The sequence below is a fragment of the Micromonospora sp. NPDC049101 genome (genome assembly GCF_040648675.1).
GTDB lineage: Bacteria > Actinomycetota > Actinomycetes > Mycobacteriales > Micromonosporaceae > Micromonospora.
Genome location: NZ_JBEZED010000007.1, coordinates 235,977 through 262,198, shown reverse-complemented (window position 1 = coordinate 262,198; position 26,222 = coordinate 235,977). Strand labels below are relative to the sequence as shown.

At 72.9% G+C, this 26,222-nt stretch carries 24 protein-coding genes; 8 read left to right on the top strand and 16 right to left on the bottom strand.

Features of this window, described 5'->3' with window-relative positions:
- Nucleotides 1–25: 25 nt before the first annotated feature.
- Nucleotides 26–3,304 (top strand): lamin tail domain-containing protein, encoded by a 3,279-nt coding sequence (locus AB0B57_RS12660; RefSeq protein WP_357068349.1) that lies wholly within the window; start codon nt 26–28, stop codon nt 3,302–3,304.
- Between the two features lie 69 nt (nt 3,305–3,373).
- On the opposite strand, the gene AB0B57_RS12655 is transcribed toward AB0B57_RS12660, so the two are convergent.
- Nucleotides 3,374–3,949: a helix-turn-helix transcriptional regulator gene (locus AB0B57_RS12655; protein ID WP_357068347.1), complete on the bottom strand. Its 576-nt coding sequence runs from the start codon at nt 3,947–3,949 to the stop codon at nt 3,374–3,376.
- Between the two features lie 407 nt (nt 3,950–4,356).
- A complete protein-coding gene (locus AB0B57_RS12650; protein ID WP_357068345.1) occupies nt 4,357–4,704 on the bottom strand; it encodes a MerR family transcriptional regulator in 348 nt (115 codons plus the stop codon).
- A gap of 57 nt (nt 4,705–4,761) precedes the next feature.
- On the opposite strand from AB0B57_RS12650, the gene AB0B57_RS12645 reads away from it, so the two are divergent.
- Both AB0B57_RS12645 and AB0B57_RS12640 read left to right on the top strand, forming a co-directional pair.
- Nucleotides 4,762–5,337: an NAD(P)H-dependent oxidoreductase gene (locus AB0B57_RS12645; protein ID WP_357068343.1), complete on the top strand. Its 576-nt coding sequence runs from the start codon at nt 4,762–4,764 to the stop codon at nt 5,335–5,337.
- Nucleotides 5,338–5,345: 8 nt separating this feature from the next.
- Nucleotides 5,346–6,872, top strand: coding sequence for a DHA2 family efflux MFS transporter permease subunit (locus tag AB0B57_RS12640; RefSeq protein ID WP_357068341.1), 1,527 nt, complete (start codon nt 5,346–5,348; stop codon nt 6,870–6,872).
- Here AB0B57_RS12640 and hemB read toward each other — a convergent pair.
- Genes hemB through AB0B57_RS12615 form a run of 5 tightly spaced genes read right to left on the bottom strand, consistent with a single transcriptional unit; the run spans nt 6,823 to nt 12,534 of the window.
- Nucleotides 6,823–7,806: a porphobilinogen synthase gene (hemB, locus tag AB0B57_RS12635; RefSeq protein WP_357068339.1), complete on the bottom strand. Its 984-nt coding sequence runs from the start codon at nt 7,804–7,806 to the stop codon at nt 6,823–6,825. The genes AB0B57_RS12640 and hemB overlap by 50 nt on opposite strands.
- A 21-nt stretch (nt 7,807–7,827) precedes the next feature.
- Nucleotides 7,828–9,408 carry a uroporphyrinogen-III synthase gene (locus AB0B57_RS12630; RefSeq protein ID WP_357068337.1) on the bottom strand — a complete coding sequence of 527 codons (1,581 nt, stop codon included), beginning with the start codon at nt 9,406–9,408 and terminating at the stop codon, nt 7,828–7,830.
- Nucleotides 9,405–10,373, bottom strand: a complete 969-nt coding sequence (hemC, locus tag AB0B57_RS12625) for a hydroxymethylbilane synthase (RefSeq protein ID WP_357068335.1) — start codon at nt 10,371–10,373, stop codon at nt 9,405–9,407. The genes AB0B57_RS12630 and hemC overlap by 4 nt, the downstream gene beginning before the upstream one ends.
- Nucleotides 10,370–11,767, bottom strand: coding sequence for a glutamyl-tRNA reductase (locus tag AB0B57_RS12620; protein ID WP_357068333.1), 1,398 nt, complete (start codon nt 11,765–11,767; stop codon nt 10,370–10,372). Before AB0B57_RS12620 ends, hemC begins: the two co-directional genes overlap by 4 nt.
- Nucleotides 11,764–12,534 carry a redox-sensing transcriptional repressor Rex gene (locus AB0B57_RS12615; RefSeq protein WP_357068331.1) on the bottom strand — a complete coding sequence of 257 codons (771 nt, stop codon included), beginning with the start codon at nt 12,532–12,534 and terminating at the stop codon, nt 11,764–11,766. The genes AB0B57_RS12620 and AB0B57_RS12615 overlap by 4 nt, the downstream gene beginning before the upstream one ends.
- Before the next feature lie 358 nt (nt 12,535–12,892).
- Between AB0B57_RS12615 and AB0B57_RS12610 the strand changes: the two genes are divergently transcribed.
- Nucleotides 12,893–14,194, top strand: a complete 1,302-nt coding sequence (locus AB0B57_RS12610; protein ID WP_357068329.1) for a sensor domain-containing protein — start codon at nt 12,893–12,895, stop codon at nt 14,192–14,194.
- Nucleotides 14,195–14,252: 58 nt separating this feature from the next.
- The gene (locus AB0B57_RS12605; protein ID WP_357068327.1) at nt 14,253–14,903 is read left to right on the top strand and encodes a response regulator transcription factor; all 651 of its coding nucleotides are present in this window, start codon (nt 14,253–14,255) and stop codon (nt 14,901–14,903) included.
- On the opposite strand, the gene AB0B57_RS12600 is transcribed toward AB0B57_RS12605, so the two are convergent.
- Nucleotides 14,884–15,546 (bottom strand): HAD hydrolase-like protein, encoded by a 663-nt coding sequence (locus AB0B57_RS12600; RefSeq protein WP_357068325.1) that lies wholly within the window; start codon nt 15,544–15,546, stop codon nt 14,884–14,886. The two genes, AB0B57_RS12605 and AB0B57_RS12600, sit on opposite strands and share 20 nt — an antisense overlap.
- 20 nt (nt 15,547–15,566) lie before the next feature.
- Entirely contained in the window at nt 15,567–15,821 is a 255-nt protein-coding gene (locus AB0B57_RS12595; protein ID WP_357068457.1) for a glutaredoxin family protein, read from the bottom strand.
- 714 nt (nt 15,822–16,535) lie between these two features.
- Between AB0B57_RS12595 and AB0B57_RS12590 the strand changes: the two genes are divergently transcribed.
- The 3 genes from AB0B57_RS12590 (at nt 16,536) to AB0B57_RS12580 (ending at nt 19,649) form a co-directional block, all read left to right on the top strand.
- On the top strand, nt 16,536–17,492 hold the full coding sequence (locus AB0B57_RS12590) for an ECF subfamily RNA polymerase sigma factor, BldN family (protein ID WP_357068323.1): 957 nt from the start codon (nt 16,536–16,538) through the stop codon (nt 17,490–17,492).
- A 281-nt stretch (nt 17,493–17,773) separates the two neighbouring features.
- The gene (locus AB0B57_RS12585; protein WP_357068455.1) at nt 17,774–18,646 is read left to right on the top strand and encodes a DUF5667 domain-containing protein; all 873 of its coding nucleotides are present in this window, start codon (nt 17,774–17,776) and stop codon (nt 18,644–18,646) included.
- A gap of 127 nt (nt 18,647–18,773) precedes the next feature.
- The gene (locus tag AB0B57_RS12580; RefSeq protein WP_357068321.1) at nt 18,774–19,649 is read left to right on the top strand and encodes an HAD-IB family hydrolase; all 876 of its coding nucleotides are present in this window, start codon (nt 18,774–18,776) and stop codon (nt 19,647–19,649) included.
- Nucleotides 19,650–19,676: 27 nt separating this feature from the next.
- On the opposite strand, the gene AB0B57_RS12575 is transcribed toward AB0B57_RS12580, so the two are convergent.
- The 7 genes from AB0B57_RS12575 to AB0B57_RS12545 all read right to left on the bottom strand — a co-directional run bounded on the left by AB0B57_RS12575 (nt 19,677) and on the right by AB0B57_RS12545 (nt 26,203).
- Nucleotides 19,677–20,534, bottom strand: a complete 858-nt coding sequence (locus AB0B57_RS12575; protein ID WP_357068453.1) for a lysophospholipid acyltransferase family protein — start codon at nt 20,532–20,534, stop codon at nt 19,677–19,679.
- A gap of 224 nt (nt 20,535–20,758) precedes the next feature.
- Nucleotides 20,759–21,835 (bottom strand): NAD-dependent epimerase/dehydratase family protein, encoded by a 1,077-nt coding sequence (locus AB0B57_RS12570; protein WP_357068319.1) that lies wholly within the window; start codon nt 21,833–21,835, stop codon nt 20,759–20,761.
- 115 nt (nt 21,836–21,950) lie between these two features.
- Nucleotides 21,951–22,052 carry an AURKAIP1/COX24 domain-containing protein gene (locus tag AB0B57_RS12565; RefSeq protein ID WP_007465623.1) on the bottom strand — a complete coding sequence of 34 codons (102 nt, stop codon included), beginning with the start codon at nt 22,050–22,052 and terminating at the stop codon, nt 21,951–21,953.
- A gap of 215 nt (nt 22,053–22,267) precedes the next feature.
- Complete coding sequence (locus tag AB0B57_RS12560) at nt 22,268–22,477, bottom strand: helix-turn-helix domain-containing protein (protein WP_110563213.1); 210 nt, start codon at nt 22,475–22,477, stop codon at nt 22,268–22,270.
- 230 nt (nt 22,478–22,707) lie between these two features.
- A complete protein-coding gene (locus AB0B57_RS12555) occupies nt 22,708–23,892 on the bottom strand; it encodes an ABC transporter permease (protein ID WP_357068317.1) in 1,185 nt (394 codons plus the stop codon).
- Nucleotides 23,889–24,815, bottom strand: a complete 927-nt coding sequence (locus AB0B57_RS12550; protein ID WP_357068315.1) for an ABC transporter ATP-binding protein — start codon at nt 24,813–24,815, stop codon at nt 23,889–23,891. The genes AB0B57_RS12555 and AB0B57_RS12550 overlap by 4 nt, the downstream gene beginning before the upstream one ends.
- Nucleotides 24,812–26,203 carry an efflux RND transporter periplasmic adaptor subunit gene (locus AB0B57_RS12545; RefSeq protein WP_357068313.1) on the bottom strand — a complete coding sequence of 464 codons (1,392 nt, stop codon included), beginning with the start codon at nt 26,201–26,203 and terminating at the stop codon, nt 24,812–24,814. The genes AB0B57_RS12550 and AB0B57_RS12545 overlap by 4 nt, the downstream gene beginning before the upstream one ends.
- Between the last annotated feature and the right edge of the window lie 19 nt (nt 26,204–26,222).

Below are 26,222 nucleotides of genomic sequence, written 5' to 3'. Positions count from 1 at the left end.
CTCATCCACCCATCGTGGAGGCCCTATGCGCCCGCGCCGCTCGTTCGCCGCGCTCGCGACCGCCACCGCCGCCGTGACGGTGGCGGCGCTCGGCGTCGTACCCACCGCGGCCAGCGCCGCGCCCACCGACCTGTTCATCTCGGAGTACGTCGAGGGCTCGTCGAACAACAAGGCGATCGAGCTGTTCAACGGCACCGGCGCCCCGGTCGACCTCACCGCCGGCGGCTACCAGCTCCAGCTCTCCTTCAACGGCTCCACCACGGCCACCACGATCGCGCTGGCCGGAACGGTGGCTGCCGGAGACACGTTCGTGTTCGCCAGCGCCTCGGCCGGGGCCGCCATCCTCGCCCAGGCCGACCAGACCACCGGGGCCAGCCTGTTCAACGGCGACGACGCGATCGTGTTGCGCCGGGGCACCACCGTGCTCGACTCGATCGGGCAGGTGGGCGTCGACCCGGGCACCGAGTGGGGTGCCGGTGCCACCAGCACCGCGGACAACACCCTGCGCCGGTTGTCGACAGTCACCACCGGCGACACCGATCCGACCGACGCGTTCGACCCCGCCACACAGTGGGCCGGTTTCCCGGTCGACACCTTCGACGGCCTCGGCACGCACACGGTCGACGGCGGCGGCCCGGTCGACGTCCCGGCCACGCTGACCTGTGGCGCCCCGCTGGTCACCAGCGCGGGCACGGCGGCGAGCCGGGAGGTCACCGCCACCGACCCCGATGACACGATCGTCGACCTGACGGTGGGCTCGGTCAGCCCGACGCCGTCGGCCGGTTCGATCACCCGCACCGCGTTCACTCCCGCCGAGGGCCTGGGCGGCACCGCCCGCGCCACGATCGGCGCGAGCGCCGACCTCGCCGCCGGGGCGTACACCGTCGCAGTGACCGCGACCGACGCGGGCGGTGGCACCGCCACCTGCGCGCTGGCCGTGCAGGTGACCCGGGAGTTGACCGTCGGCGAGGTGCAGGGCCCGACCACCGACGCCGAGTCCGGCCCCGCCGACCGGTCACCGCTCGCACCGGCGAGCGGCAACGGCACGAGCAGCACGCTGTACGACGTGCGCGGCGTGATCACCCAGTTGACCCTCGCCCGCACCTCGGCCGGCGCGGAGCAGCACGGGTTCTTCCTGCAGAGCCGTGTCGGGGACACCGACGGTGATCCGACCAGCTCCGACGGCATCTTCGTGTTCATGGGCGCGTTCACGTCGCTGATCGGCGGCTACGTGCCGACCGTCGGCGACGAGGTCGTGCTGCGGGCCCGGGTGTCGGAGTACTACAGCTTCACCCAGCTCTCCGGTGCCTCGCTGGTCCGTCGGATCGCCGGTGGCCTGGCCGTGGACAGCGCGGTCGCGGTGACCGACGCGGTGCCACCGGCCGAGCTGACCGACGCGCAGCGCTTCTGGGAGCGCCACGAGGGTTCCCGGATGCGGGTCCGCGCCGGCAGTGGCGCGGTGAGCGGCCGGGACGTCTTCTCCTCCACCGCCGACGCCGAGTTGTGGGTGGTCGACCGCGACGACCCGCTGCTGGACCGCGCCGACCCGTACTCCCGGCGGGTCTTCCGCGACTCGCACCCGCTGGACAACGACCCGACCCGCCGCTTCGACGACGGCAACGGCCAACGGACGCTGCTCGGCAGCATGGGCGTGAAGGCGACCGCCGGGGACAGCGCCGCGCTGCTCCCACCGGCGCACACCTTCGACACGCTGCGCGCCGACGCGGTGGGCGGGGTCTACTACTCGTTCGAGAAGTACGGCGTCCAGGTCGAGCGGGCGGAGTTCGACGCCGGGGCCGACCCGTCGAAGAACAACCCGCCCACGCCGGCCGACCGGTCGCAGGAGGTGGCCGTGGCCACCTACAACGTGGAGAACCTGTACGACTACCGCGACGACCCGTTCGACGGCTGCGACTTCACCGGTAACACCGGCTGCCCGGGTGTCGACCCGCCGTTCGACTACGTGCCGAGCAGCGAGGCGGACTACCGCGAGCAGTTGGCCGCGCTCGCCGACCAGATCGTGAAGGATCTGCACGCACCGGACCTGATCCTGGTGCAGGAGGCCGAGGACCAGGACATCTGCACGGTCTCCGGCGCCGCGCTGAGCTGCGGTGACACCAACAACGCCGACGGCGCTCCGGACAGCATCCAGGAGTTGGCGCTCAGCGTGGCGGCAGCGGGCGGGCCCGCGTACGCCGCCGCCTATGACCGCACCGGCGCGGACGCCCGCGGCATCACCGCGGCGTTCCTGTACCGCACGGACCGGTTGTCGTTGGCTGCCGCGACGGCGGACGACCCGCTGCTCGGCTCGGCACCGACCGTCCAGTACCGGGCTGCCGGGCTGCCGGCCAACGCCGACGTGCAGAACCCGAAGGCGCTCAACGCGGTGCTGCCGCCGGATGTGGACACCTCGACCGGTCGGGACGGCACCAACGTCTTCACCCGTGCTCCGCAGTTGGGCAAGTTCAGCGTGGCCGCGGCACCCGGCGCGTCCGAGCGGTTCACCCTGTACGCGCTCAGCAACCACTACTCCTCCGGCCCGGACGGCCGGGTCGGGCAGCGGCGGGAGCAGGCACGGTACGGTGCGGCCATCGTCACCGCGATCGAGGCGGCCGACCGGAGCGCCCGGGTGGTCTACGGCGGGGACCTGAACGTGTTCCCCCGCCCGGACGATCCCATCGCCACTGGCGACCAGCCCACGCCGTCGGATCAGCTCGCGCCGCTCTACGAGGCTGGTCTGCACAACCTGTGGGACAACCTGGTCGCGGACGTGCCGTCCTCCGCCTACTCGTACAGCTTCGAGGGGCACGCGCAGACACTCGACCACCTGTTCGTCAACGACGCGCTCTACGGCGATCTGGTACGGGTGCGGGCGGCGCACATCAACGCCGACTGGCCGGCCGAGTTCACCGGCGACGGGTCGCGCGGTTCCAGCGACCACGATCCGCAGGTGGCGAGGTTCCGGTCCCGGGCGTCGCTGACCGTGGCCGACACGACGGTTGTCGAGGGCAGCCAGGGCACCCGTCAGCTCGCCTTCACCGCCACGGTGTCCCGGCCGCTGTCACAGCCGGTGTTGCTGTGCGCCGCCGCCGTCGGCCTCACCGCGCAGGTGGGCTCGGACTTCGATCCGTACGCCGGCTGCCGGGTGCTGGCCGCCGGGCAGACGTCTGTGGCGTTCCCGGTGACCGTTCGGGGTGACCGCAGGCGGGAGGCGGACGAGAGGCTGACGCTGCTGGTGGCCGGTGTGCCCGGCCTGCGGCTGGCCGACCCGCTCGCAGTCGGCACGATCACCGACGACGACTGATCCCGGAGTCTGGTCGATGATGGCCCGCCACCCCCGAGTGGGGTCGGCGGGCCGTCGTCGATCGAGGCGTCAGCGGTATCGCCAGAGCTGTGGCGGTGGCGGATCGCCCCGGTGCTGAGCTACCCGCACCTCCCACTGGCTGCGCCGACGCATCGCGTCCCGAACCTCCCGATTGCGGTAGAACGTCTCGGGCGGGCGGGCCAGCCCGTAGATGTCCGCCCACCACTCCCCCGGCTCGGGGTCGAGGATGGTGTCCAGGTGCGACGGATAGCGGCGACCCGCACCGTCGCGCGTGTCGTCCCAGTCCCGCATCGGTCTGAGCACCCGGCCGAACTCGTCGACGACGGCCAGCCGACACCCGACGACCGCGAGGATCCGGCGGAGCAGGTCGATGCTCGGAACAGTCCGACCGGCCTCGATGCGGCCGATGGTCGCATGGTGCACCCCCGCCCACCGGGCCAGCTCACGTTGGCTCAGGTCGGCGTGCCGACGGATCGCCCGGACGATGCCAACGACCGGCCATGGTGTGTCGGAGGGCTCGCTGAGTATGACTTTCCGGTGCGCGGTGCTGGGGCTCGTGCCGTTGGGAATCCCACTGTCGGCGCTGGCTGCTCCCGCATCCGGAGGTATCGGTGAGTCGTCCATGCCGCCACCGTTCCGGCTCGCGCCGTTCCTCGCAGCCCTGTTCGGTGAGCCTGTGGACAACGAAGGGACCTGTGGATAACCGGGCGCTCATTGCGGCACGGAGGTGGCTCCCGCCCGACCGGCGAACCCGTGAACCGCGAACTGCGTGTCCTCGCCGCCAAGGGGCAGGGACCGACCCCCACCCTCCCCTTCTCCTCCCTTTGCTCTGCACCCCAATATGCGCCGGTCACGGACCGTAGCCGTCGCATCCGCGGGTGCAGAGCAAAGGCCGGCATGGAGACGTCGGGGGCCGGGGGCCGGCACGCCCGGTCGATCCAGCCGTTCGCGGCAGCGGCTGGCACCTTCGAGCCACGGCGCTGCCTGGCCGGCATGAAGGTGTCAGGGGCCCGGGACCCGCGCGGGCGGCGTCAGAGGTCGCAGAGGCGGCGACCGGAGCGGATGTCGTCAAGTGCCGCGTGCAGGTCGCGGATGCGCCGCTCGGCCTCGGCGGTCAGCCGATCGTGCAGACCCTCCCAGTCGGTCAGCTCGGGGTCGGGCGGCAGGGACGCGAGCAGGTCCCGGATGTCGTTGACGGTCAGGCCGATGCGCTGGGCCACTCGCGCCACCCTGATCCGGCAGGCCGCGTCGGAGTCGAAGCGCCGCTGGTTGCCGCCGGTGCGGGCAGCCGAAATCAGGCCCTGCCGCTCGTAGAAGCGCACGGCTGAGCCGCTGACCCCACTCTCCCGGGCCACCTCGCCGACCGTCAACGTGCCCATCGCCACTCCCCCGTCGCCATTGACTTCACCATTACTTCAAGTCCTAGCGTCCGGGGCATGACTATGCAAGAGGACACCGCTCCGCCGACCGTCGCCGTGCTCGTCGGGAGCGTCCGTCAGCCTCGGGTGGGCCGCTCGATCGCCGACTGGTTCGTCGCCCACGCGGGCCGCCGCGCGGACCTCGGCCTGGACCTCGTCGACCTCGCCGAGGTGCCGCTGCCCTTCGCCGACACCCCGCCCGGGGGCAATGCGGCCAGCCCGATCAGTGCCCGGTTGGCCGCCGCCGACGCGTTCGTGGTGGTGACACCCGAGTACAACCACAGCTTCCCGGCCGCGCTGAAGAATGCCATCGACTGGCACTACCGGGAGTGGGCCCGCAAGCCGGTGGCCTTCGTGTCGTACGGCGCCGGTTCCGGCGGCATCCGCGCGGTCGAGCAGCTCCGGCTGGTCTTCGCCGAGGTGCAGGCCGCCACGACCCGTTCCGGGGTGGTGCTGCGGGCACCCTGGGAGCGGCTCGACGACACCGGTCGGCTGGTCGACGACGAGCCGCTGCGGCAGGCTGCCGACGCCACGCTGAGCGAGCTGGCCTGGTGGGCCGAGGCGCTGCGCGCCGCCCGCCGGGCCCGGCCCTGAGCCGCCACATGGACGCGTCCGCGCGGCGACTCGGCTGGTATCTCACCCTGGGTGGTCTGCTCGCGGTGATCGACACCACGGTCACCGTGGTGGCCCTGCCGAAACTGGTCGACGACCTCGACACCAACCTCACCACGATCGGCTGGGTCACCAGCGGCTACGCGCTCGCCCTGGTCGCGGTGATGCCCACCGCCGCCTGGGCGGTCGGCCGCTTCGGTGCCCGTCGCACCTACCTGACCGCGCTGCTGTTGTTCACCGCCGGCTCCGTGCTGGCCGGGGCCGCCTGGAACGTCGGGTCGCTGATCGCGTTCCGGGTGCTCCAGGGGCTGGGTGGCGGGCTGCTCAACCCGGTCGGGATGGCCGTCGCGCTCGCCGCGGTGCCACCGGGGCGGCGCGGACGGATGATGAGCCTGCTCGGCCTTCCGGTGCTGGTCGGGCCCCTGATCGGGCCGGTGCTGGGCGGGCTGCTGCTCGATCACGCGTCCTGGCGGTGGATCTTCTGGATCAACCTGCCGGTGGGGTTGTTGGCGGTGTTGCTCGGTCGGTCGGTGCTGCCCGCCGCCGACCTGCGACGGCCACCGGTCCGGCTGGACGTCGTCGGGCTGCTGCTGCTCTGCCCCGGCCTGGCGCTGGCGGTCTACGGGCTCAGCGTCACCGGCGAGCGGGGCGGAGTCGGCACCGCTGCCGTGCTGCTGCCGCTCGCGCTCGGCGCCATGCTGGTGGTCACCTTCGCGTGGCGGGCCGGCCGGATCCGGCAGCCACTGCTGAACCTGGCCGTGCTGCGCGCGCCGGGAATGGCTCCAGGCGCCGCGACGGTGGCGTTCTTCGCCGCCGGATACTTCGGCTCGTTCCTGATCATCCCGGCCTACGTGCAGGTGGTACGCGGTGACTCGGCCACCCTGGCCGGGGTGATCGGCATCCCACAGGCGCTGACCACCGGGCTGATGCTCCAGGTCGCGACCCGGCTCGTCGACCACGTCTCCGCGCGGCGGGTCGTCGGGCTCGGCATCGCCACCGCGGTGGCCGGCACGGTGGCCCGGGTACTGGTGCTCGACGCCGACACGTCGTACCCGCTGCTGGCCGCGCTGGGTGCGGTCATCGGCCTGGGCATGGGCGCGACGCTGATGCCGACGATGACCGCGGCCAGCCGGTCGCTCCCGCCCGACGACCTGCCCGCCGGCTCCACGCTGCTCACCACGGTGTCGCACACCTCGGTCGCGGCCGGCACCGCGCTGATCGCCGCCGCGCTGTCCTGGCTGGCGGGCCGGCTCGCCCCGGGCCTGGGCGGCGGGGGCATCACGGCCGCCAACCGACTCGACCCGCTGAGCCGGCTGGACCTCGCGCCGGAACTGGCGCAGGCCACCCGGCTCGCGCTGGCGGTATCGGCCGTGCTGTTGGCGCTCGCCTGGCTGACCAGCCGGCGACTTCCGGCCGCCGCCGCGGGTGCCGACGAGGTGGCCACCCCGGCGGAACCCGGGGAGTCGGTCAGTAGCGCTGGCGCAGCAGCCCGGCGGCCTCGACCGCCCAGTAGGTGAGGATGACCTGCGCACCGGCCCGCTTGATCGAGGTGAGCGTCTCCAGCATCACACGCTCCCGGTCGATCCAGCCGTTCGCGGCGGCGGCCTCGACCATCGCGTACTCACCGGAGACCTGGTAGGCGGCGACCGGGACGTCCACCGCGGCCCGCACCGCCGACACCACGTCGAGGTAGGGCAGCGCCGGCTTGACCATCACCAGGTCGGCACCCTCGGCGACGTCGAGCGCCACCTCCCGCAGCGACTCCCGCAGGTTGGCCGGGTCCTGCTGGTAGGTGCGCCGGTCCCCCTCCAGCGCCGACTCCACGGCGTCGCGGAACGGGCCGAAGAACGCCGAAGCGTACTTCACGGCGTACGCCAGCACGGCCACGTCCTGGTGCCCGGCGGCGTCGAGGGCCCGGCGTACCACGCCGACCTGGCCGTCCATCATCCCGGACGGCCCGACCATGCCGACCCCGGCGGCGGCCTGGGCCACCGCCATCTCGGCGTACGCGGCCAGGGTGGCGTCGTTGTCGACCTCGCCGTCTCCGGTGAGCAGCCCGCAGTGCCCGTGCGAGGTGAACTCGTCCAGGCACAGGTCGCTCATCACCACCGTGGCGTCGCCCACCTCGGCGACCACGTCGCGGATGGCGACGTTCAGGATGCCGTTCGGGTCGATGCCGGCGGAGCCGGTCGGGTCCCGCCGTTCCGGCACACCGAAGAGCATGATCCCGCCGACCCCGGCCTGGACCGCCTCGGCGGCGGCCTTGCGCAGCGAGTCCCGGGAGTGCTGGAGCACCCCCGGCATCGACGCGATGGCGCGCGGCTCGGTCAGCCCCTCTTTGACGAACATCGGCACGACCAGCTCGGCCGGGTCGACGCGGGTCTCGGAGACCAGCCGCCGCACGGCCGCGTTACGGCGCAGCCGGCGGGGCCGGATCTCGGGGTACGACATGAGGGGCCTCCTCGGAGACGACTACCGGAAGCGGAGGGCGGTCGGCCCCTGCACCTTCGAGCCGCGGCGCTGCTTGGCCGGCATGGCGGCCAGCTTCTCGCGCAGCTCGACGGCGTAGGCGGCGAGCGCCTCCACCAGGTCGGGCACCGAGGCGTGCGGTGGCTGCACGTCGACCCGCAGGCCGAACTCCGTCGCGGTCTCCGCCGTCTTGGGCCCGATGACGGCAACAACGGTACGCGCGTGCGGCTTCCCGGCGATGCCGACCAGGTTCCGGACGGTGGAGGATGACGTGAACAGGACAGCGTCGAACCCGCCCGACTTGATCGCGTCCCGGATCTCGGCGGGCGGCGGCGCGGCCCGCACCGTCCGGTACGCGGTCACGTCGTCGACCTCCCAGCCGCGCTCGGTGAGCCCGGCGGCGAGCGTCTCGGTGGCGATGTCGGCACGCGGCAGCAGCACCCGGCCCACCGGGTCGAGGATCTCGTCGTGCGGGGAGAACTCGGCCAGCAGCCCCTCGGACGACTGCTCCCCGGCGGGGATCAGCTCCGGCTGGATGCCGAACGCGCGGACCGCGTCCGCGGTCGCCTCACCGATGCAGGCGATCTTGACGCCGCCGAAGTGCCGGGCGTCCAGCCCGTGCTCGGCGAACTTCTCCCACACCGCGCGGACCGCGTTGACCGACGTGAAGATCACCCAGGCGTACCGGCCGTCGACCAGGCCCTTGACGGCCCGCTCCATCTGCGCCGGAGTGCGCGGCGGCTCGACCGCGATCGTCGGCACCTCGCACGGGATCGCCCCGTACGCGCGCAGCCGCGCGCTCATCGCGCCGGCCTGCTCCTTGGTGCGGGGTACGAGCACCTTCCAGCCGTACAGCGGGCGGTTTTCCCACCAGCTCAGCTTGTCGCGCTGGCCCACCCCGACGCCGACGGTGAGCACCACCCGGCCGGTGAAGCCGAGCGCGGCGGCCACGAAGCTGTCCACGGTCGACGTGGTCGTGTACTGGGTCTCGCCGGTGCCGTCGCCGGTCACACCGACGCCGGTGGTGCCGTCGACCCCGGCGGCGAGCAGCCCGTCCCGGACGGCGGCGAGGTCACCGGCGTCCACGGCGAGCGCGAGCGAACCCCGGCCGACGGCCGCGGCCAACGCCTCGAAGTCCAGGGCACTGACGTCCTCGACGTCCGCGGCGGTACGCACGCCCGGCAGCGGAACACCCGCGTAGGTGGCCACACCCTCGGCCTGGCCGACACCGGGCACCACCTCGAAGTGCGCGGCGGTACGGGCCACCGCCTGCACCTCCTTGACCACCGAGTCGTGGCCGAACGGGTCGCCGGCGACCAGGTGCACCGCGTTCAGCCCGGAGCGGGCCGCGGAGATCAGCACCTTCGCCACGTCCCCGGGCGCGCCTTCGGCGGGGGTGAACTCGGCATCGTCGGAGGCCTCGGCGCGTACGACGGCGAGCAACGACTCCGGGACTCCCCGGTCGTAGATCACCTGGTCGGCGTCGACCAGGGCGTCGTGGGCCCGACGGGTCAGCAGGCCCGGGTCACCGGGGCCAGCCCCGACGAACGCGATACGGCCGACGGGCTTACGGGTGCGGGTCATTCTGTGCTCCCAAATTGCTGGGTCCCCGGGCCGGTGTGTCCTTCGTGGCCGAGGATCGAGTCGGCGCCGAGGTCGAGGAGTTCGGCGGCGAGTGCCTTACCGATCTCCGCCGCGTCGGCGGGCGTTCCGGTGCGGGACAGCCGGAGGTCACGAGTGCCGTCCGGGCTGATCACCGCCCCGCGCAGGTAGATCTCATCGCCGTCGTCGCCCTCGGCGAGTTCGGCATAGGCGGCGACGGGTGCGGTGCACCCGGCCTCCAGGGTTGCCAGCAACGCGCGTTCCGCGGTGACCGCGGCGCGCGACGGTGCATGGTCCAGCACCGTGAGCAGCTCGACCAGGTCCTGGTCGTCGACCCGGCACTCCACAGCCAGCGCACCCTGAGCGGGCGCGGGCAGCATCAGCATCGGGTCCAGTGCCTCGGTGACGACGTCGAGCCGGCCGAGCCGGGCCAGCCCGGCCCGGGCGACGACGACGGCGTCGAGGTCGGCGTCGGGGCCGAGCACCCGCGCCAGGCGGGTGTCCACGTTGCCGCGGATCGGGGTGACCTCCAACTGCAGGCCGAGGGCGTGCAGTTGGGCGATACGGCGCAGCGCGCCGGTGCCCACGGTGGCACCGGGCGGCAACTCGGCGAGCGTCCGGCCACCTCGGGCGATCAGCGCGTCGCGCGGGTCCTGCCGGGGCGGCACCGCCGCGATGTGCAGCCCGCCGGCGGCAGCCGTGGGCAGATCCTTGTAGGAGTGCACCGCGAAGTCGATCGTCCCGGCGGTCAGCGCGTCGCGCAGCGCGGAGACGAACACCCCGACGCCGAGCCGGTGCACCGGCGCGTGGGAGCGGTCGCCAGCGGTGACCACCTCGACCAACTCGACCGGGCGGCCGGTGGCGGCGGTCAACGCCTCGGCGATCTGGCCGGACTGGGCCATCGCCAGGGCGCTGCCCCGGGTGCCGAGACGCAGGGGGGCGGTCATCGCGCTCCTCCAGTGGGTGGGGTCGGCTCGACGGTGTCGGCACCGGACACCGGGTCGATGCCGGGGAACGCCATGCCGAGGTCGGGGGCCAGCACCTCCGGGACGGTGTCCACCGGAGAGGTCTGCGGCACCTCGAGGTCGAACAGCTCGCGCAGCAGGGCCGCGTACTGGTCGCCGCCCGGCTCCGCGGCCAACTGGCGGACCTTGACCGTGGGCTGGTGCAGCAGCCGCTGCACGACCCGGTGCACCGTACGGGCCACCTCGGCACGCAGGTCGTCGCCGAGGTCGGGGCGACGTTGAGCCAGCCGGCGCAGCTCGGCGGTGACCACGTCGTCGGCCCGGCCGCGCAGCGCGGCCACGGTGGGTGCCACGTCGGCGCCGCGCAGCCAGGTGAGGAAGCCCTCCACCTCGCCCAGCACGATCCGTTCGACGGCGGCGGCGTCCGCGGCGGCCGGACCGTCGGCGAGCAGCGCCGCCATCCGGTCGATGTCGATCACCTCGACGCCGGGAAGCTCCGCGACGCCATCCTCGACGTCGCGGGGGACGGCCAGGTCGAGCAGGACCAGCGGGCCCCGGACCGGGTCCCGGTCGGCCAGGGCCGCGCCGACCACCGCCCGGGTGAGGACCGGTTCGGTGGACGCGGTGGCGGCCACTACGATGTCCACTGTGGAGAGGGTGTCGGCCAGCTCGGTCATCGGCGCGGCACTCGCCCCGTACGACTCGGCCAGCCGGACGGCCCGGTCGGCGCCCCGGTTGCTGACGGTGAGCGGGCCGGCGCCCAGTCGGGAGAGCGTGGCCACCCCGAGCGAGCCCATCGCGCCGGCACCGACCACCAGGGCCGGGTGGCCGGCGAGCTCGCCGTCGAGGTGCCCGGCGGCCAACTCCAGCGCGGCGGTGACGACACTCTGGCCGGCCCGGTCGATGCCGGTCTCGGCGTGGGCCCGCTTGCCGACCCGCAGCGCCTGCTGCATCAGCTCGTGCAGCAGCCGGCCGGCCGAGTCGGCGCCGGTGGCCCAGTGGTACGCGTCGCGCAGCTGGCCGAGGATCTGCGCCTCGCCGACCACCATCGAGTCCAGACCGGTGGCGACCCGGAACACGTGGTCCACGGCGGCGGTGTCGTAGTGCACGTACAGGTGGCTGGCGAGCGCCGCCGGCGAGCTGCCGGCCTGCTCGGCCAGGACGGCGCAGACGTCACCGAGCCCACCGTGGAAACCGGACACGGCGGCGTAGACCTCCACCCGGTTGCAGGTGGAGACGATCACTGCCTCGGCCACGTACGGCTGGGCGACCAGGCGGTCCAGGGTGCGGGTCAGGTCGGCGGGAGGGACGGCCAGTTGCTCCAGCGTGGCGACCGGGGCGGTCCGATAGGACGCGCCGACGACGAGCAGTTTCACGTGCCTATCGCCTCCTGGGTGTCGGTGGCCGCGAACCCGCCCGGCAGGGCGGTGAGAGCGGACCCGCCGGTGGCGGGCAGCGCGGTCAGCGACGCCTTGCGGTGCTCGTGGAAGGACAGAATCTGCAGCTCGATGGCGAGATCGACCTTGCGCACGTCGACCCCCTCCGGAACCGAGAGTACGCACGGCGCAAAGTTGAGGATGCTCGTCACGCCGACGGCGACCAGTTGGTCGGCGACCTGCTGGGCGGCGGCGGCCGGGGTGGCGATCATGCCGATCGCGAGGGATTCCTCCGCGGCGACCGTGGGGAGATCGTCGACATGCCTGACCACCAGGCCGTTGATCTCTTCGCCGACCCGGGAGGGATCGGCGTCGAGTAGTGCGGCGATCCGGAAGCCCCGACCGGCGAAGCCGTCGTAGCCGGCCAGAGCGTGACCGAGATTACCCACGCCGACCAGGGCGACCGCCCGGCGCTGGGTGAGCCCGAGCACATTCTCGATCTGCTCGATCAGCAGCGTGACGTCGTAGCCGACGCCCCGGGTGCCGTACGAGCCGAGGTGGGACAGGTCCTTGCGGAGCTTGGCGGAGTTGACGCCGGCGGCGGCGGAGAGGCCCTCGCTGGACACCGTCTCGTGCCCGGCGTCGGCGAGGTTGTGCAGCGCGCGCAGGTATTCCGGAAGCCGAGCGACGGTGGCCTCGGGCAGATCCGGGAGCGCTGGTACGGCACCGGCGCGGCCGGGCGCGCCTGGGTGACGGTGCTGACTCATGAGACTCCGTGCGGTGCGATCCTCGGCCAACTCCGCTGGTGGGCCGCTTATGGACTCCCGCTGGCGACCGAGGTTGGCGGCTGTGCTAGCAGGGCGCGTCGGAGTCACAGAGTAGGCGCTTGTGAAGACGTGCACAAATCGCGATCTTGCCGCTGCGCGCCGCGACTCCACAGGCACCTCCATTCCACAAGATCGATTTAGCGGCGCGTTACCCACGCCGCCCGGGCGATTATTGCTCAATCCCGACTTCTCTGACCAATCCCGCGCCGAGCCTGGTCGGGGTGGTAGGGACAGCACTACGGGGGAGAGGCGGGGCTTCGGGATGGGGACACCGGGCCAAGTTGCCTAGCCTCTTCCCATGACCGCCGTTGCCGCCACCAGCGACCAACAGATGCTGGCACCGAGCATCCCCCGCCAACTCTTCGTCGACTCCGGGTACGTGCTGCTCGGGCTGCCCCTGGCGGTGGCCAGCTTCGTCGTCCTCGTGGCCGGTTTCGCGGTCGGCCTCGGCCTGGTGGTCACGGTGATCGGCCTGCCGATCCTCAGCGGCACCCTGTACGCCGCCCGCGGGCTGGCCGACATCGAGCGGCTGCGGCTGCCGGCCGTGCTCCGGCAGCCCCGGATCCGACCGCACTACCGGCTGCCCGAGCCGGGCGCGAACACCTGGCGGCGGATCTTCGTGCCGATGCGGGATGCCCAGTCCTGGCTCGATCTGGCGCACGGCATCCTGCGGCTGATCGCGGCGGCGGCCACCTTCCTGGTGACCGTGATCTGGTGGGCCGCCGCGATCGCCGGCTCGCTCTACTGGGTGTACGACTGGGCGCTGCCCCGACCGACCGGCGAGGACCAGGACCTGGCGCAGCTGCTCGGCCTGGGCGACTCGACCACCGCCCGGATCGGCCTGAACACCGCACTCGGGGTGTTCTTCCTGATCACGCTGCCGATCGTGGTGCGGGGTTGCGCGCTGCTGCAGGCCAGCTTCGCCAAGGCCATGCTGACCGGGGTGGCCGAGATGCGCGATCGGATCACGGTGCTGGAGGAGCAGAAGCGGGCCGCCGTCTCGGCCGAGGCGTCCGCACTACGCCGGTTGGAACGCGACATCCACGACGGCCCCCAGCAGCGCCTGGTCCGCCTGGCGATGGACCTCAGTCGGGCTCGGATACAGCTCGCCTCCGACCCGGAGGCCGCCGGCCAGACCATCGACGAGGCGGTCACCCAGACCCGGGACACGCTCGCCGAGCTGCGGGCCCTGTCCCGGGGGATCGCCCCGCCGATCCTCGTCGACCGGGGCCTGCCCAGCGCCCTGGCCGCGATCGCCGGGCGCGGGCTGATCCCGATCGAGCTCCAGGTGGACCCGCAGCTGGGCACCCCGGCGGGGCGGCTCGACCCGGCGGTGGAGAACACCGCGTACTTCGTGGTGTCCGAAGCGCTGACGAACGTCGCCAAGCACAGCCGGGCGACCGAGGCCGTGGTGACGGTGACCCGGCAGGGCACCCACCTTCAGGTGGGGGTGGGCGACGACGGGCAGGGCGGCGCGCACCTGGCCAAGGGCCACGGGCTGGCCGGCATCGCCGACCGGGTGCGGGCCGCCGGCGGTGAGCTGATGGTGGTCAGCCCGGCCGGTGGCCCCACCGAGATCCGCGCGGAGCTACCGCTGTGAGCGGTCCGGCACTCCGCGGCGCCCCCGAGGCGGCCCGGACGTGGTAGACAACACAGCCATGCGGATCGTGATCGCCGATGACGCCGTCCTGCTCCGGGAGGGGCTGGTCCGGCTGCTGACCGAGAGTGGGCACCAGGTGGTGGCCGCCGTCGGGGACGGCGACGCGCTCGTCAGGGCGGTGGTGGAGCACCAACCGGACGTGTCGATCGTCGACGTCCGGATGCCCCCGTCGCACACCGACGAGGGGCTGCGGGCGGCGGTGGAGGCGCGGCGACTGGTGCCGCGTACCCCGATCCTGGTGCTCTCCCAGTACGTCGAGGTCTCGTACGCCGATGATCTGCTGGCCACCGGCGGTGCCGGCGGCGGCATCGGCTACCTGCTCAAGGACCGGGTGGCCGCGATCGACGAGTTCCTGGACGCGCTGCGCCGGGTGGCGGCCGGCGGCACGGTGCTCGACCCGGAGGTGGTGGGTCAGCTCTTCGCCCGACGCCGCCGCGACGACCCCCTGCGGGAGCTGACCCCGCGCGAGCGTGAGGTGCTCGCGCTGATGGCCGAGGGCCGCTCGAACACCGCCATCGCCCGCGCCCTGGTGGTCAGCGACGGCGCGGTGGAGAAGCACGTGCGCAACATCTTCACCAAGCTCACCCTTCCGCCGGACACCGAGCAGCACCGGCGGGTGCTGGCCGTCCTCACCTATCTGCGGAACTGACCTCCCGGGCCAGGGCCACCGCGTCGGTGAGGGTATCGGCCACCGGGTGACCGGAGGCGCGCAGCCGGCCCGGGTCGGTGAACCCGCCGGTGTAGAGCACGGCCCGGCCGCCCACCGCGAGCGCCGCGTCCGCGTCGTCGATGGAGTCGCCGATCAGCACCACCGAGGTGCCGTCCACGCCCAGTTCGGCCAGGTGCAGTTTGAGCGACTCGGCCTTGCGGTCGCCGCCGACCGCGGCCCGCAGCCCGTCGACCCGGGTGAAGTGGCCGGTCAGCCCGTACGTCCGCACGGTCGGCACCAACTCCTCGTGGAACCACATGGAGAGCAGACTCTGGTTGCCCGGCCAGGCCGCCATCGCGGCGCGTGCGTCGGCGGCCAGCTCACAGGTGGTCAACCCGGTGCGGTACGCCTCGTGGAAGATCCGGTCCAGTCGGCCGAACTCGTCGTCGTCCACGGCCTGCCCGAGCACCTCGGCGTAGTACTCGGCGACCGGCCGGCGGAACCGCACCCGGTGCTCGTCGAGGGTGACCGTCGGCCCACCGAGGCTCGTGAACACGACGTTGGTGGCGGACACCACCAGGCTGAGGTCGTTGAGCAGGGTGCCGTTCCAGTCCCACACGAGGTGGGGGTGCGCGGTGTCCATCACCGCACCCTAGGCACCGCTCAGAGCTGCGGCGTGGTCAGGTCCCGCAGCAGCCGGTCCTCCTCGACCCGCCAGTAGCCGTGCTCCTTGCCGTCGAGCAGCACCACCGGCAGCCGGTCTCCGTACTCCCGCTCCAGACCCTCGTCGCCGGTGACGTCCCACTCGACCCACTTGTCACCGGTGACCGCCACCACCCGGTCGAGTGCCGTCTTGGCGTCGTCGCAGAGGTGGCAGCCGGGTCGGGTGATCAGGGCGAGCCGGGCGTCAGTGGACATCGGTACCTCCGTCAGGGTGTCGGCGATCACCGGCAGCGTCACCTGTCGCACCGGCGCCGCCGTCGCGTACGCCCGCACAGTCTCGCCGGTTCGCGGGTGCCGCACACCCGGTACCGCCGACTCGGCCGGCACGGTGATCGAGTCTGGCACGGCGGGCGGCGACCGGCCACGACCGACGGTGCGAACCCGGGTGCGGTGGCACATCGGACCGTCCCGTGTACGGGACGGTCCGATGTGCCACTGACGAGCCGATCAAGTCCCGCCGATGGGATGCGCGGCGCCGTCCGCGGGCGTTTCAGCCACGCCCGCGCGCCACCCGAGGCGATAGGGTCAACCGAACGGGCGAGGGGGCCCGACCTGGGCATCCATCCAGGAACAGCCGGTCAACGGAAAGTCAAACGCACACGACGGACAACCGGTCCGCCGGTGGTGCGACGGAGCGGGAATACTTCCGCCTTGTGTAACGGACTTGCCACGCGCGGGTGACGTTGGCCCTATCATCACTCGGGTCGGCTCACCCCATTTGCCGTGAGTCGACACCCCTCAGCCCGAGGAGGCCCCCGTGCCTGTTAGCGCATTGGACCAGCACCTCCAGGGGATTTGCCGCCCGTCGGCAAGCCCCGCGACCGTCCTGCCCGACCGGCTTCCCGGTCGGTCCGCCCCGACACGACACAGACCGGCCCGTCCGGCGACCCACGGGACGGGGGCAACCCGGTGACCACTTTCGGTTACGCGGAACGCCCGGCAGGCCTGACCGGTCAACCGGCACGCTCCCACGTCAACGAGCGACCGACGGCCCGCCCCCCGATGGACGAACCACCCGGCGCCGCTGCACGCGGCGACGGCGCGGCGCAACGGATCCGCAGCCGGCCACATCACAACGAGCCACCGCCGCGGCCCGCGGTGCCCGGCGGGAACGCGCGACCAACCGGCGGCCGGGTCGCCGTTCCGGCCCGACCGACAATGCCCGCGCAGGGTCGCCGGGTCAGCGAGACGCCGACGGTGACCACCGACCCGGCGGCGGGCGAGACGGCGGTGATCCCGGCCGTGCCGGCCACCACCGCCACCACCCCGACCGGCTTTCCGAGCCGCCCGGACCCGTCCGACCCGGCCACCGAGGTCTGGACGCTGATCGAGCGCGCCCAGGCCGGTGAGTCCGAGGCGTTCGGTCTGATCTACGACCGGTACGTGGACACCGTGTTCCGGTTCATCTACTTCCGGGTCGGCAACCGCCAACTCGCCGAGGACCTCACCTCGGACACCTTCCTGCGCGCGCTCAAGCGGATCGGCAGCTTCACCTGGCAGGGCCGTGACCTGGGCGCCTGGCTGGTGACGATCGCCCGCAACCTGGTCGCGGACCACTTCAAGTCGGGCCGGTACCGGCTGGAGGTCACCACCGGTGACGTGCTCGACGCCGATCGGGAGGACCGGGGCCCGGAGGGCAGCCCGGAGGCTGCCGTGGTGGAGCACATCACCAACGTCGCGCTGCTCACCGCCGTGAAACAGCTCAACCCGGAGCAGCAGGAGTGCATCGTGCTCCGCTTCCTCCAGGGCTTCTCGGTCGCCGAGACGGCCCGTGCGATGGGCAAGAACGAGGGTGCCATCAAGGCCCTCCAGTACCGGGCCGTTCGTGCCCTGGCCCGGCTCCTGCCCGACGGCTTCCAGCCGTAGTTCGCGGCGGCGGGACCGATGGACGTCGATCGACGTCCGTGCAGCTCAGAGTCGGTCCCGCCCGGTGATGACGATCACTTTGTGTAATTTCCGCTCCGCCCGGCCCGTAACCCGTGCCAGGTCCGCCGCGTTTCTCCGGGTGCGACCGGTGGTTGTCCCGGCAGGGCCGGGTCACCGAGGTCCGACCGGCAGGCCGGCGGCACCTCACCTCCGTGGTGTCACACTGCCGCCCGGTCGTCGGCAACGACGGCGGCCGACCGGCCGTGACCAGCGAGAGAGAGGTGCCTGCGGTGGACGACATCCTCTTCTCCCGCCGGCGCGCCGAGCGCTTCGCGCAGCTTCTCGACGAGGCCAACGGCGCTCGGCGACACCACGTGCGATCCCGGATGGACGCGCAACTCGCGCCCGTCGTCGCGGTGGGCCAACGACTCAGCACCGACCCCCCGACCGTCGAGGTGGACCAGGACTTCCGTACCGGCCTGCGGGCGATGCTGCTCGCCACCGCCGAACGGGAGGGGCTGGGCACCACACCGGCGGCCACCGAGCCGGCCACGACCGCCCGTGGGTGGCTGCTGCCGGCGGTCACCGCCCGGCGGGCCCGAGCCCGGGGTGCGATCCTGGTCGGCATCGCCGCCGGCGCCATCGCCGTCTCCGGCATCTCCACCGCCAGCGAGAACGCGGTGCCCGGCGACGCGCTGTACGGCATGAAGCGCTCGACCGAACGGGCGCAACTCGCCCTGGCCAGCTCCGACATCAGCCGCGGTCAGCTCTTCCTGGACTTCGCCCGGACCAGACTGGGCGAGGCCGCCGAGCTGCGCGGCGACCGGATCGGCTACAGCGCCGTCCTCGACGACATGGACGCCGACACCCGGCAGGGTGTCCGCCTGCTGACCACCGCCGCGGCCGAGCGGGCAGAGCCGGGCAGCCTGGACACGCTCAACGCGTTCGTCACCGGCCAACGTCGGGCGGTGAGCGGTCTGCTCGACGGGAGCAGCCGCCTCGACCGGGAACGCACCCAGCGGTCCCTGCGCCTGCTGGACAACATCCGGGAACGCTCGGACGCGCTGCGCGCGGCGATCGCCTGCGGTCTGCCGGTCCCGACCGCCAGCGACACCCTCGGCCCCGACCCGAACACCTGCCCCGGGGCTCGCTGACGGTACGCCCCCTATACCGCACCTCCGACCGGCCGCGCCGCAGTTCACGCTGTGCTCGGCCGGTCGACCGTGCGCGGCGGCTACCCTCGCTGGAGGCATCCGTCGTACCGGTGAGGAAGGGAGTCGCGTGGCGCGCAGCCGTAAGGTGACGGTCAGCACCGACGCCGCGGGACACACCGCGGGCTGGGCGGAGACCGACCTGGCCCCGGCCGTCGCCCCCGCTCCGGACCCGACCGCCGCGGCCTTCTTCGACGTGGACAACACGATGATGCAGGGCGCGTCGATCTACTGGTTCGCCCGTGGGCTCGCCTCCCGCAACTACTTCACCACGACCGACCTGGCCCGGTTCGCCTGGCAGCAGCTCCGGTTCCGGCTGTTGGCCCGGGAGCACGCCGGTGACATGTCCCTGGCCAAGGAGGCCGCGCTGGCCTTCGTCGAGGGTTGGCGGGTCGACGACGTGGAGCGCCTCGCGGAGGAGATCTTCGACGAGATGATGGCTCCCCGGATCTGGGCCGGCACCCACCAACTCGCCCAACGGCACCTGGCCGCCGGTCAGCGGGTGTGGCTGGTCAGCGCCGCCCCGGTGGAGATCGGCCGGGTGATCGCCACCCGACTCGGCCTGACCGGTGCCATCGGCACGGTGGCCGAGGTCGTGGACGGGGCGTACACCGGGCGGTTGGTGGGTGAGCTGATGCACGGGCCGGCGAAGGCCGAGGCGGTCACCCAGCTCGCCGCGGTGGAAGGGCTCGACCTGGCCCGCTGCGCGGCCTACAGCGACTCGGCAAACGACCTGCCGCTGCTCTCCGCCGTGGGCCGGGCCGTGGCGGTCAACCCGGACGGCACCCTGCTGCGGCAGGCCCGTCAGCACGGCTGGGAGGTACGGGACTTCCGCACCGGCCGGCGGGCGGTCAAGATCGCCGTACCGTCCACGGCGGCGGCCGGGCTGGTCGTCGGCGCGGTCACCGCCGGGCTGGCACTACAGCGCCGCCGCCGCGCCGGCTAGGGCGTGTGACACACGCCCTACGACGCGTTACGGGCCGAACGGGTCGGGCCGTCGCTCCAACAGCGTGTGCACGGTCTGCTGGATCGTCTCCCGCACCTGGTCGGCGAGGTTGAAGACCACCAGCGGGTCGTCCGCCGAGTCGGTCAGGTGCGTGGTGGGGATCGGCGGACAGAACTCGATGAGCCACTTGCTGGGCAGCGGCACCATCCCCAGCGGCCCGAGCCACGGGAAGGTCGGCGTGACCGGGAAGTAGGGCAGCTTGAGCAGCCGCGCCAGGGGCTTGATGTCGGCGAGCATCGGGTAGATCTCCTCGCCGCCGACAATCGCGACCGGCACGATCGGGGTGCCGGTGCGCAGTGCCGCCGAGACGAAGCCGCCCCGCCCGAACCGTTGCAGCTTGTACCTGTCGGCGTAGAGCTTGCCGATGCCCTTGAAACCCTCGGGGAACACCCCGACGAGGTCGCCGCGGCCGAGCAGCCGCTCGGCGTCCGGGTTGCAGGCCACCGTGCCGCCGGTCTTGCGGGCGATCTCGGACACCACCGGCATCCGGAAGACCAGGTCGGCGCCGAGCAGCCGAAGATACCGGTGCGCGGGGTGCTTGTCGTGCAACGCCGCCGAGAGGATCAACGCGTCCAGCGCCACAGTCCCCGAGTGGTTGCCGACCACCAGGGCCGGCCCGTCGACGGGCACATGCTCGAGGCCGCTGACCTCGGTGCGGAACCAGTCCCGGTAGAGCAGCCGCAGCAGGGGGTGGAAGACCGCGTCGGTCAGCTCCGAGTCGAACCCGAACTCGTCGACCTCGTAGTCGCCGGACAGCCGCCGGCGCAGAAAGGCCAGACCGTTCGCGACCTTGCGGTCCCAGTGGTCCCCCGGCCGGTCCGGCACCGCCGGCCCGGTGCCACCACCCGGCGCATCGACCCGGCCACCCGCGACCGCGGGCTCGTCGGTGGCCGCGGTGTCGACCTCGTCGGTCGGCGTCGGCGTCGGCGCGACCTGGGCAGCCGGTCGATGTCCGTTACGCCGCGCCGGCTCCACGTCCACCACGGGCGGCTGCTGCGGTACGTCGAAACGCCCGACCCCCCGCGGGTCGCGCCCCTCCGCCGGCCCGGTCACGATGACCGTTCCCGGACCGCGGAACGGATCTGCCGGATGCCGTCCAGGACGAGTTGCTCGGCGGCGGCCAACTGCCCCCGCGTGACCACCACCCCACCGTGGTGGGCGCGAATGAAGTCCTCGAACGCCTCGGCGGTGGAGCGGGGCGTGAAGTCGTACTCCTGCTCCAGTCGGGTGGTGTCGACCACCCGGCCGTGCACGAAGAGGTCGACCTGGTCCAGGCCGTAGCGGCCGAAACCCATCGTGCGGGCCAGCGCGGCGGCCCCGGAGAGACTCGGCTCCAACACCGGCACGGCGACCCGGCCGGCCCGCCGGATCGCCTGGGACAGCGACAGCACTCCCGGGCCGGCGACGTTGTAGGTGCCGGGGTGGTCCTCCACGATCGACCGGTGCAGCACCTCCAACGCGTCGTCGAAGTGCAGGAACTGCAGACGAGGGTCGCGGCCGAAGACGGTCGGCACGAACGGCTGCGCGAAGTAGCGGGTCAACGTGGTGTCGGCGGTCGAACCGATGAACGGTGCGAAGCGCAGCACCGTCGCGGTGACGTCGGACCGGCGGCGCCGGAACCCACGGACGTACCCCTCAAGGTCGAGGATGTCGCGGCCGAAACCGCCACGCGGCACCTCGCGGGGCTCGGTCTCCTCGGTGAAGACCGCCGGATCCCGGAACGACACCCCGTACGCGGCGGTCGACGAACGGACCACGAGCTTGCGCAGCCGGGGTGCCCGTTGGCAGGCGGCGAGCATCTGCATGCTGCCGATGACGTTCTGGTCCTTCATCGCGGACCGGCCGCCGTGCTGCGGGTCGGGGGAACTGACCAGGGCGAGGTGCACGACGGCGTCGACGTCCAGGTCGGCGAGGAGGCCACCGAGCGAACCGGTGTCGACGCGGATGCGTTCGACCCGGTCCAGGAGGTCCGTGAACTCGGTGCCGGAGTCCGGTGCGTCGACCCCGATGACCCGTTCGATCCGCGGGTCGGCGGCCAGTCGGGCCGCCACGTGGGCACCCAGGTAGCGACTCACTCCGGTGACGAGGACGACCCCCGGGGCACCTGAGGTGCCACCGGGGGTCATCTGACGCACCTACCCTGGCAGGAAGGACCGAGCCGGGACGACCACGGCCTGATCACCTGAGCCTCCGGGGGTCGACAGTTTGGCAGGTGACGCCGGGCTCAGCGCCCGGCGGCGATCACTTGCCGAGACGGCGACGCTGGACGCGGGTCTTGCGCAGCAGCTTGCGGTGCTTCTTCTTAGCCATGCGCTTACGGCGCTTCTTGACCACCGAGCCCATACGACAGCCTTTCGATACAACGTGCGGGGCGGACCGGATGACACCACGCAGGTGGCGACGGCGACCGCTTGCGGACAACGGACCGGACCAGTCTGGGCGGCAGGACGCCCCGGTGGGGTCTCGGTCGGGCTCCAGGGTAGCCGCAGGGCCGCAGCCGGACCAACGCGCCCCCGTCGATGCCGGTTAGGGCGGCACCGGGAGGGCGGAACGGTGGCTCAGGCGGTCTCTTGGAAAGCGCCCCGGAGATATTCGTGCACCGCATGCTCGGGCACCCGGAACGACCGGCCGACCCGGACGGCGGTGAGCTCACCGCTGTGCACCAGGCGATAGACAGTCATCTTCGACACCCGCATCACCGTCGCCACCTCCGCGACGGTCAGGAACCTGACCTCCGACAGCCGCCCGTCGGACTGTGACCCGGCCATGGCTCACCAACCCATCCCATGCCCGGCGCGTGCCAACCCGACGGATGCTCCGGGTCGGGCGGCGACGCGCGTGTTACCAGTACGGTAGCGGGACGGCTGTGACCGGCGCGATCCCTTCGTACAACTGATCATGTTTCTCCTCGCCGTTCACCCGATCCACGCTCCCGAAATCGCCAGGCCCGCGCCCGCCGTCCGGATCCGCACCGGCGCCCGGTTGCTCCCGACGCCGCTCACTCGGCGCGGAGCGCGACCACCGGGTCGAGTCGGCCGGCGCGCTGCGCGGGGACGACTCCGAAGACGATGCCCACCACCGCGGACACGCCGAAGGCGAGCGCCAGCGACCACCAGGTGATCGCTGCGGGGATCGGCGACAGCGCGTCGATCAGCAGGGCGGAGCCCACACCCAGCGCCATCCCGGCCAGCCCACCGATGGTGGTGAGCAGCACCGCCTCCAGCAGGAACTGCACGCCGATGTCGCGCGGGCGGGCCCCGACGGCCTTGCGCAGCCCGATCTCCCGGGTTCTCTCCCGAACGCTGACCAGCATGATGTTGGAGACACCGACCCCGCCGACGAGCAGGGAGATGCCGGCGATGGCCGCCAGCACACCGGTGAGGATGCCGAGGATGTCGCCGAGCACGCCGAGGATCTGCTGCTGGGTGACCGCGCTGAACTCGGTGTCCGGGTGCCGGCGGTTCAGCTCGGCGACGATCCGCTCGCCCAGCTCGTCGATCCGTTCCCGGTCCGGAGCCTTCACGGCGATGCCGTCCACCCGCTGGGTGCCCCAGAGCCGCTGCGCGGCGGTCACCGGCACGTGCACCTCGTCGTCCCGGTCGACGCCGAGGCTCTGCCCGAGGGGCGCGAAGATGCCGATCACCCGGAACCGCACCCCGGCCAGCGTCACCTGCTGGCCGAGCGGGTCCCGGTCGGGAAAGAGCGTGCGGGCCACCGAGTCGCCGAGCACCGCCACCCGCCGGCTGGTGTCCACGTCGGTGCCGGTGAGGTAGCGGCCCCGGGCCAGCGACCGCGTGAACACCGTCGGGGTGGTCTCCAGCACCCCCTGGACGGTGGTGAAGTCGGAACGGGCACCGGCTCGCGCGGTCGCTCCGGAGGCGACGGTGACCGCCACCAGGTCGGGGTCGCCGACCACCCGGCTGACGGCGTCGACGTCCTTGAGGGTCAGCGGTGAGACCACCGGCGCGTTGCCCACCTCGATCCGGCCGGGGACGACAAGCAACAGGTTGGAGCCGAGGCCCTCGACCTGCTGTTCGACCTTCTGTTTGGTGCCGGTGCCGATGGCTACCAGCAGGACCACCGAGGCGACCCCGATGATCACCCCGAGCATGGTCAGCGCGCTGCGCAGCCGGTTGGCCCGCAGGGCGTCCAGCGCGACCCGCCACGCCTCGGCGACCCTCACGCCGCGCCTCCCGGCCGCTCGACCTCGACCGCACCCGAAGCGGCGTCGCGCGGAACGGCGTCGCGCGGAACGGCGTCGCGCGGAAGGCGCCCGGTGGCTCCGGCGGCGCCACCGGAGCCACCGGACGGGTGCCCCGGGCCGCTTCCGGACGCGGACCGAGGCTCCGCGCTGGGAGCGGAGACCAGTGTCGCAGGTCGACCGAGATCGACGGACGGCGGTCGATCATGAGGGGTGTCGCTGTCCGCGACGACCACCCCGTCGCGCATCGTGATCCGGCGCTGAGCTCGGGCCGCCACCTCCTGGTCGTGGGTGACCATCACCAGCGCCACCCCGGACTCCGCGTTCAACTGCTCCAACAGCTCCAACACCGCCGCGCCGGTGACGCTGTCCAGGTTGCCGGTCGGTTCGTCGGCCAGCAGCACCGTCGGCTCGGTGACAAGCGCGCGGGCGATCGCCACCCGTTGCTGCTCACCGCCGGACATCTGGTTGGGCCGGTGGTCCAGGCGGTGCCCGAGGCCGACGCGGCCGAGCATCGCCGCCGCCCGCGCCCGACGCTGCCGCGCCGGCACACCCCGGTAAACCAGCGGCAGGGCCACGTTCTCCACGGCCGAGGTACGCGGCAGCAGGTGGAACGCCTGGAAGACGAAGCCGATCGTCTCGTTGCGCAGGGCGGCCATGTCCGGCGGGGCGAGGGTGTTGACGTCCCGTCCGCCGATCACCAACCGGCCACCGGTCGGCCGGTCCAACCCACCGAGGAGGTGCATGAGAGTCGACTTGCCCGAGCCGGACGGGCCGACCAGTGCCACGTAGTCCCCCGGTTGCACGACCAGCGACACCCCGCGCAACGCCTCGACGGACACCCCGTCGAGGTGGTACGTCCGGGACACCTCCACCGCCTCGATCGCCGGCGGGGTGCCGGTCACCGCACCTCCTGGCCGTCGCGCACCTGGTCGGTGCCGCGCACCACGATCCGGTCGCCGGGCTGCACGCCGTTGAGGATCTGCACCAGATCCGACCCCTGGACGCCCACGGTGACCGCCGCCCGGTCGGCCCTGCCGTCGCGGACCACCCAGACCGCGTCCCGGCCGTCGGCGGAGAACACCGCCGAGGCGGGTACGGTCACCGCGTCGGCGGCCTCGCGTACCCGTAGGTGCACGATCGCGTTCATGCCCGGCCGGGGGCTCGGTGCCGGCTCGCCCTCGGCCAGCTTCCCGGCACCCAGCGCGAGGCGCACCCGGTAGCTCACCCCACCCTGGGCGGAGTTGGTGGGCAGCACGTCCACCGAGCGGACCGTCGCGTCGTAGCTGGCGCCGCTGACGGCGTCCAACTCGACGGTGGCGGTCACGCCGGCCCGCACCAGCAGCACATCGGTCTCGTCCACCTCGGCGAGCAGCCCCAACTGCCCGATGTCCACCACGGTCAGCACCGGTGTGCCGGCGGTGACCTGGGCGCCGACCGTGACCGCGTCGTCCACCCCGGCGGGCGGGCCGCCCTGGCCGGGCGTCAGCACGGACGGGTCGATGCCAGCCGCCTGGGCGCCACCGGCCTGCTCCAACAGCCCGGCGAGGCCGCCGGTCGAGCCACCGCCGGCCCGGGTGCCACCCGGCTGCACGACACCGGCGATCGGGGTGCGCAGGGTCAGCGCGTCGACTGTCGCCTTCGCCAGGTCGTACGCCTGCTGGGCCTGGAGCCGTTGCGCGGCGGACAGCGCGCCGACGGCGGAGCTCAGCCCGTTGATCCCCCGCTGCACCGCGCGGACGGCCTGGTCGGCGCTGCGCGCGGCGGCGGAGTACTGCCGCTGCGCGGACGTCACCTGGGTCCGCAGAGCGTCCCGCACCTGCGGGTCGGCGATCTTCTCGGCGGCCTTGCGGGCGGCGTCGAACGCCTCGTCGGCCGCCTTGTCGGTGCCGCGTCGACTGCTGGTCAGGTCACCCGTGGAGGCACCCCGACCGGCGCGCTTCGCGGCGGTCAGCGCCTCCTTCGCCTGCCGCAGCCGTTGCTGGGCCGAGGGCGAGTCGACCACGGCGAGGACCTGGCCACGCCTGACCCGCTGCCCGGGCTGGACGCGCAGGCTGGCCAGCGTGCCGTCGGCGGGAGCGGTGAGCGTGGCGGCGGCCCGGGCGGTCACCGTCGCCGGGGCGTCGATCACCTCGCTGACCTGGTTGCGGGCGGCCGAGGCGAGCGCCAGGTCGGGGTCTTCGTCGCCACAGGACGCGGCGGTGGTGGTGATCAGGACGGCGACGGCGGTCAGGGCGACGAGCAGGCGAGGCCGGATGGTGCGGCCCGGCCGAGGTGACTGAGGGCGGTGCACCCATCGATGGTACGGCGGA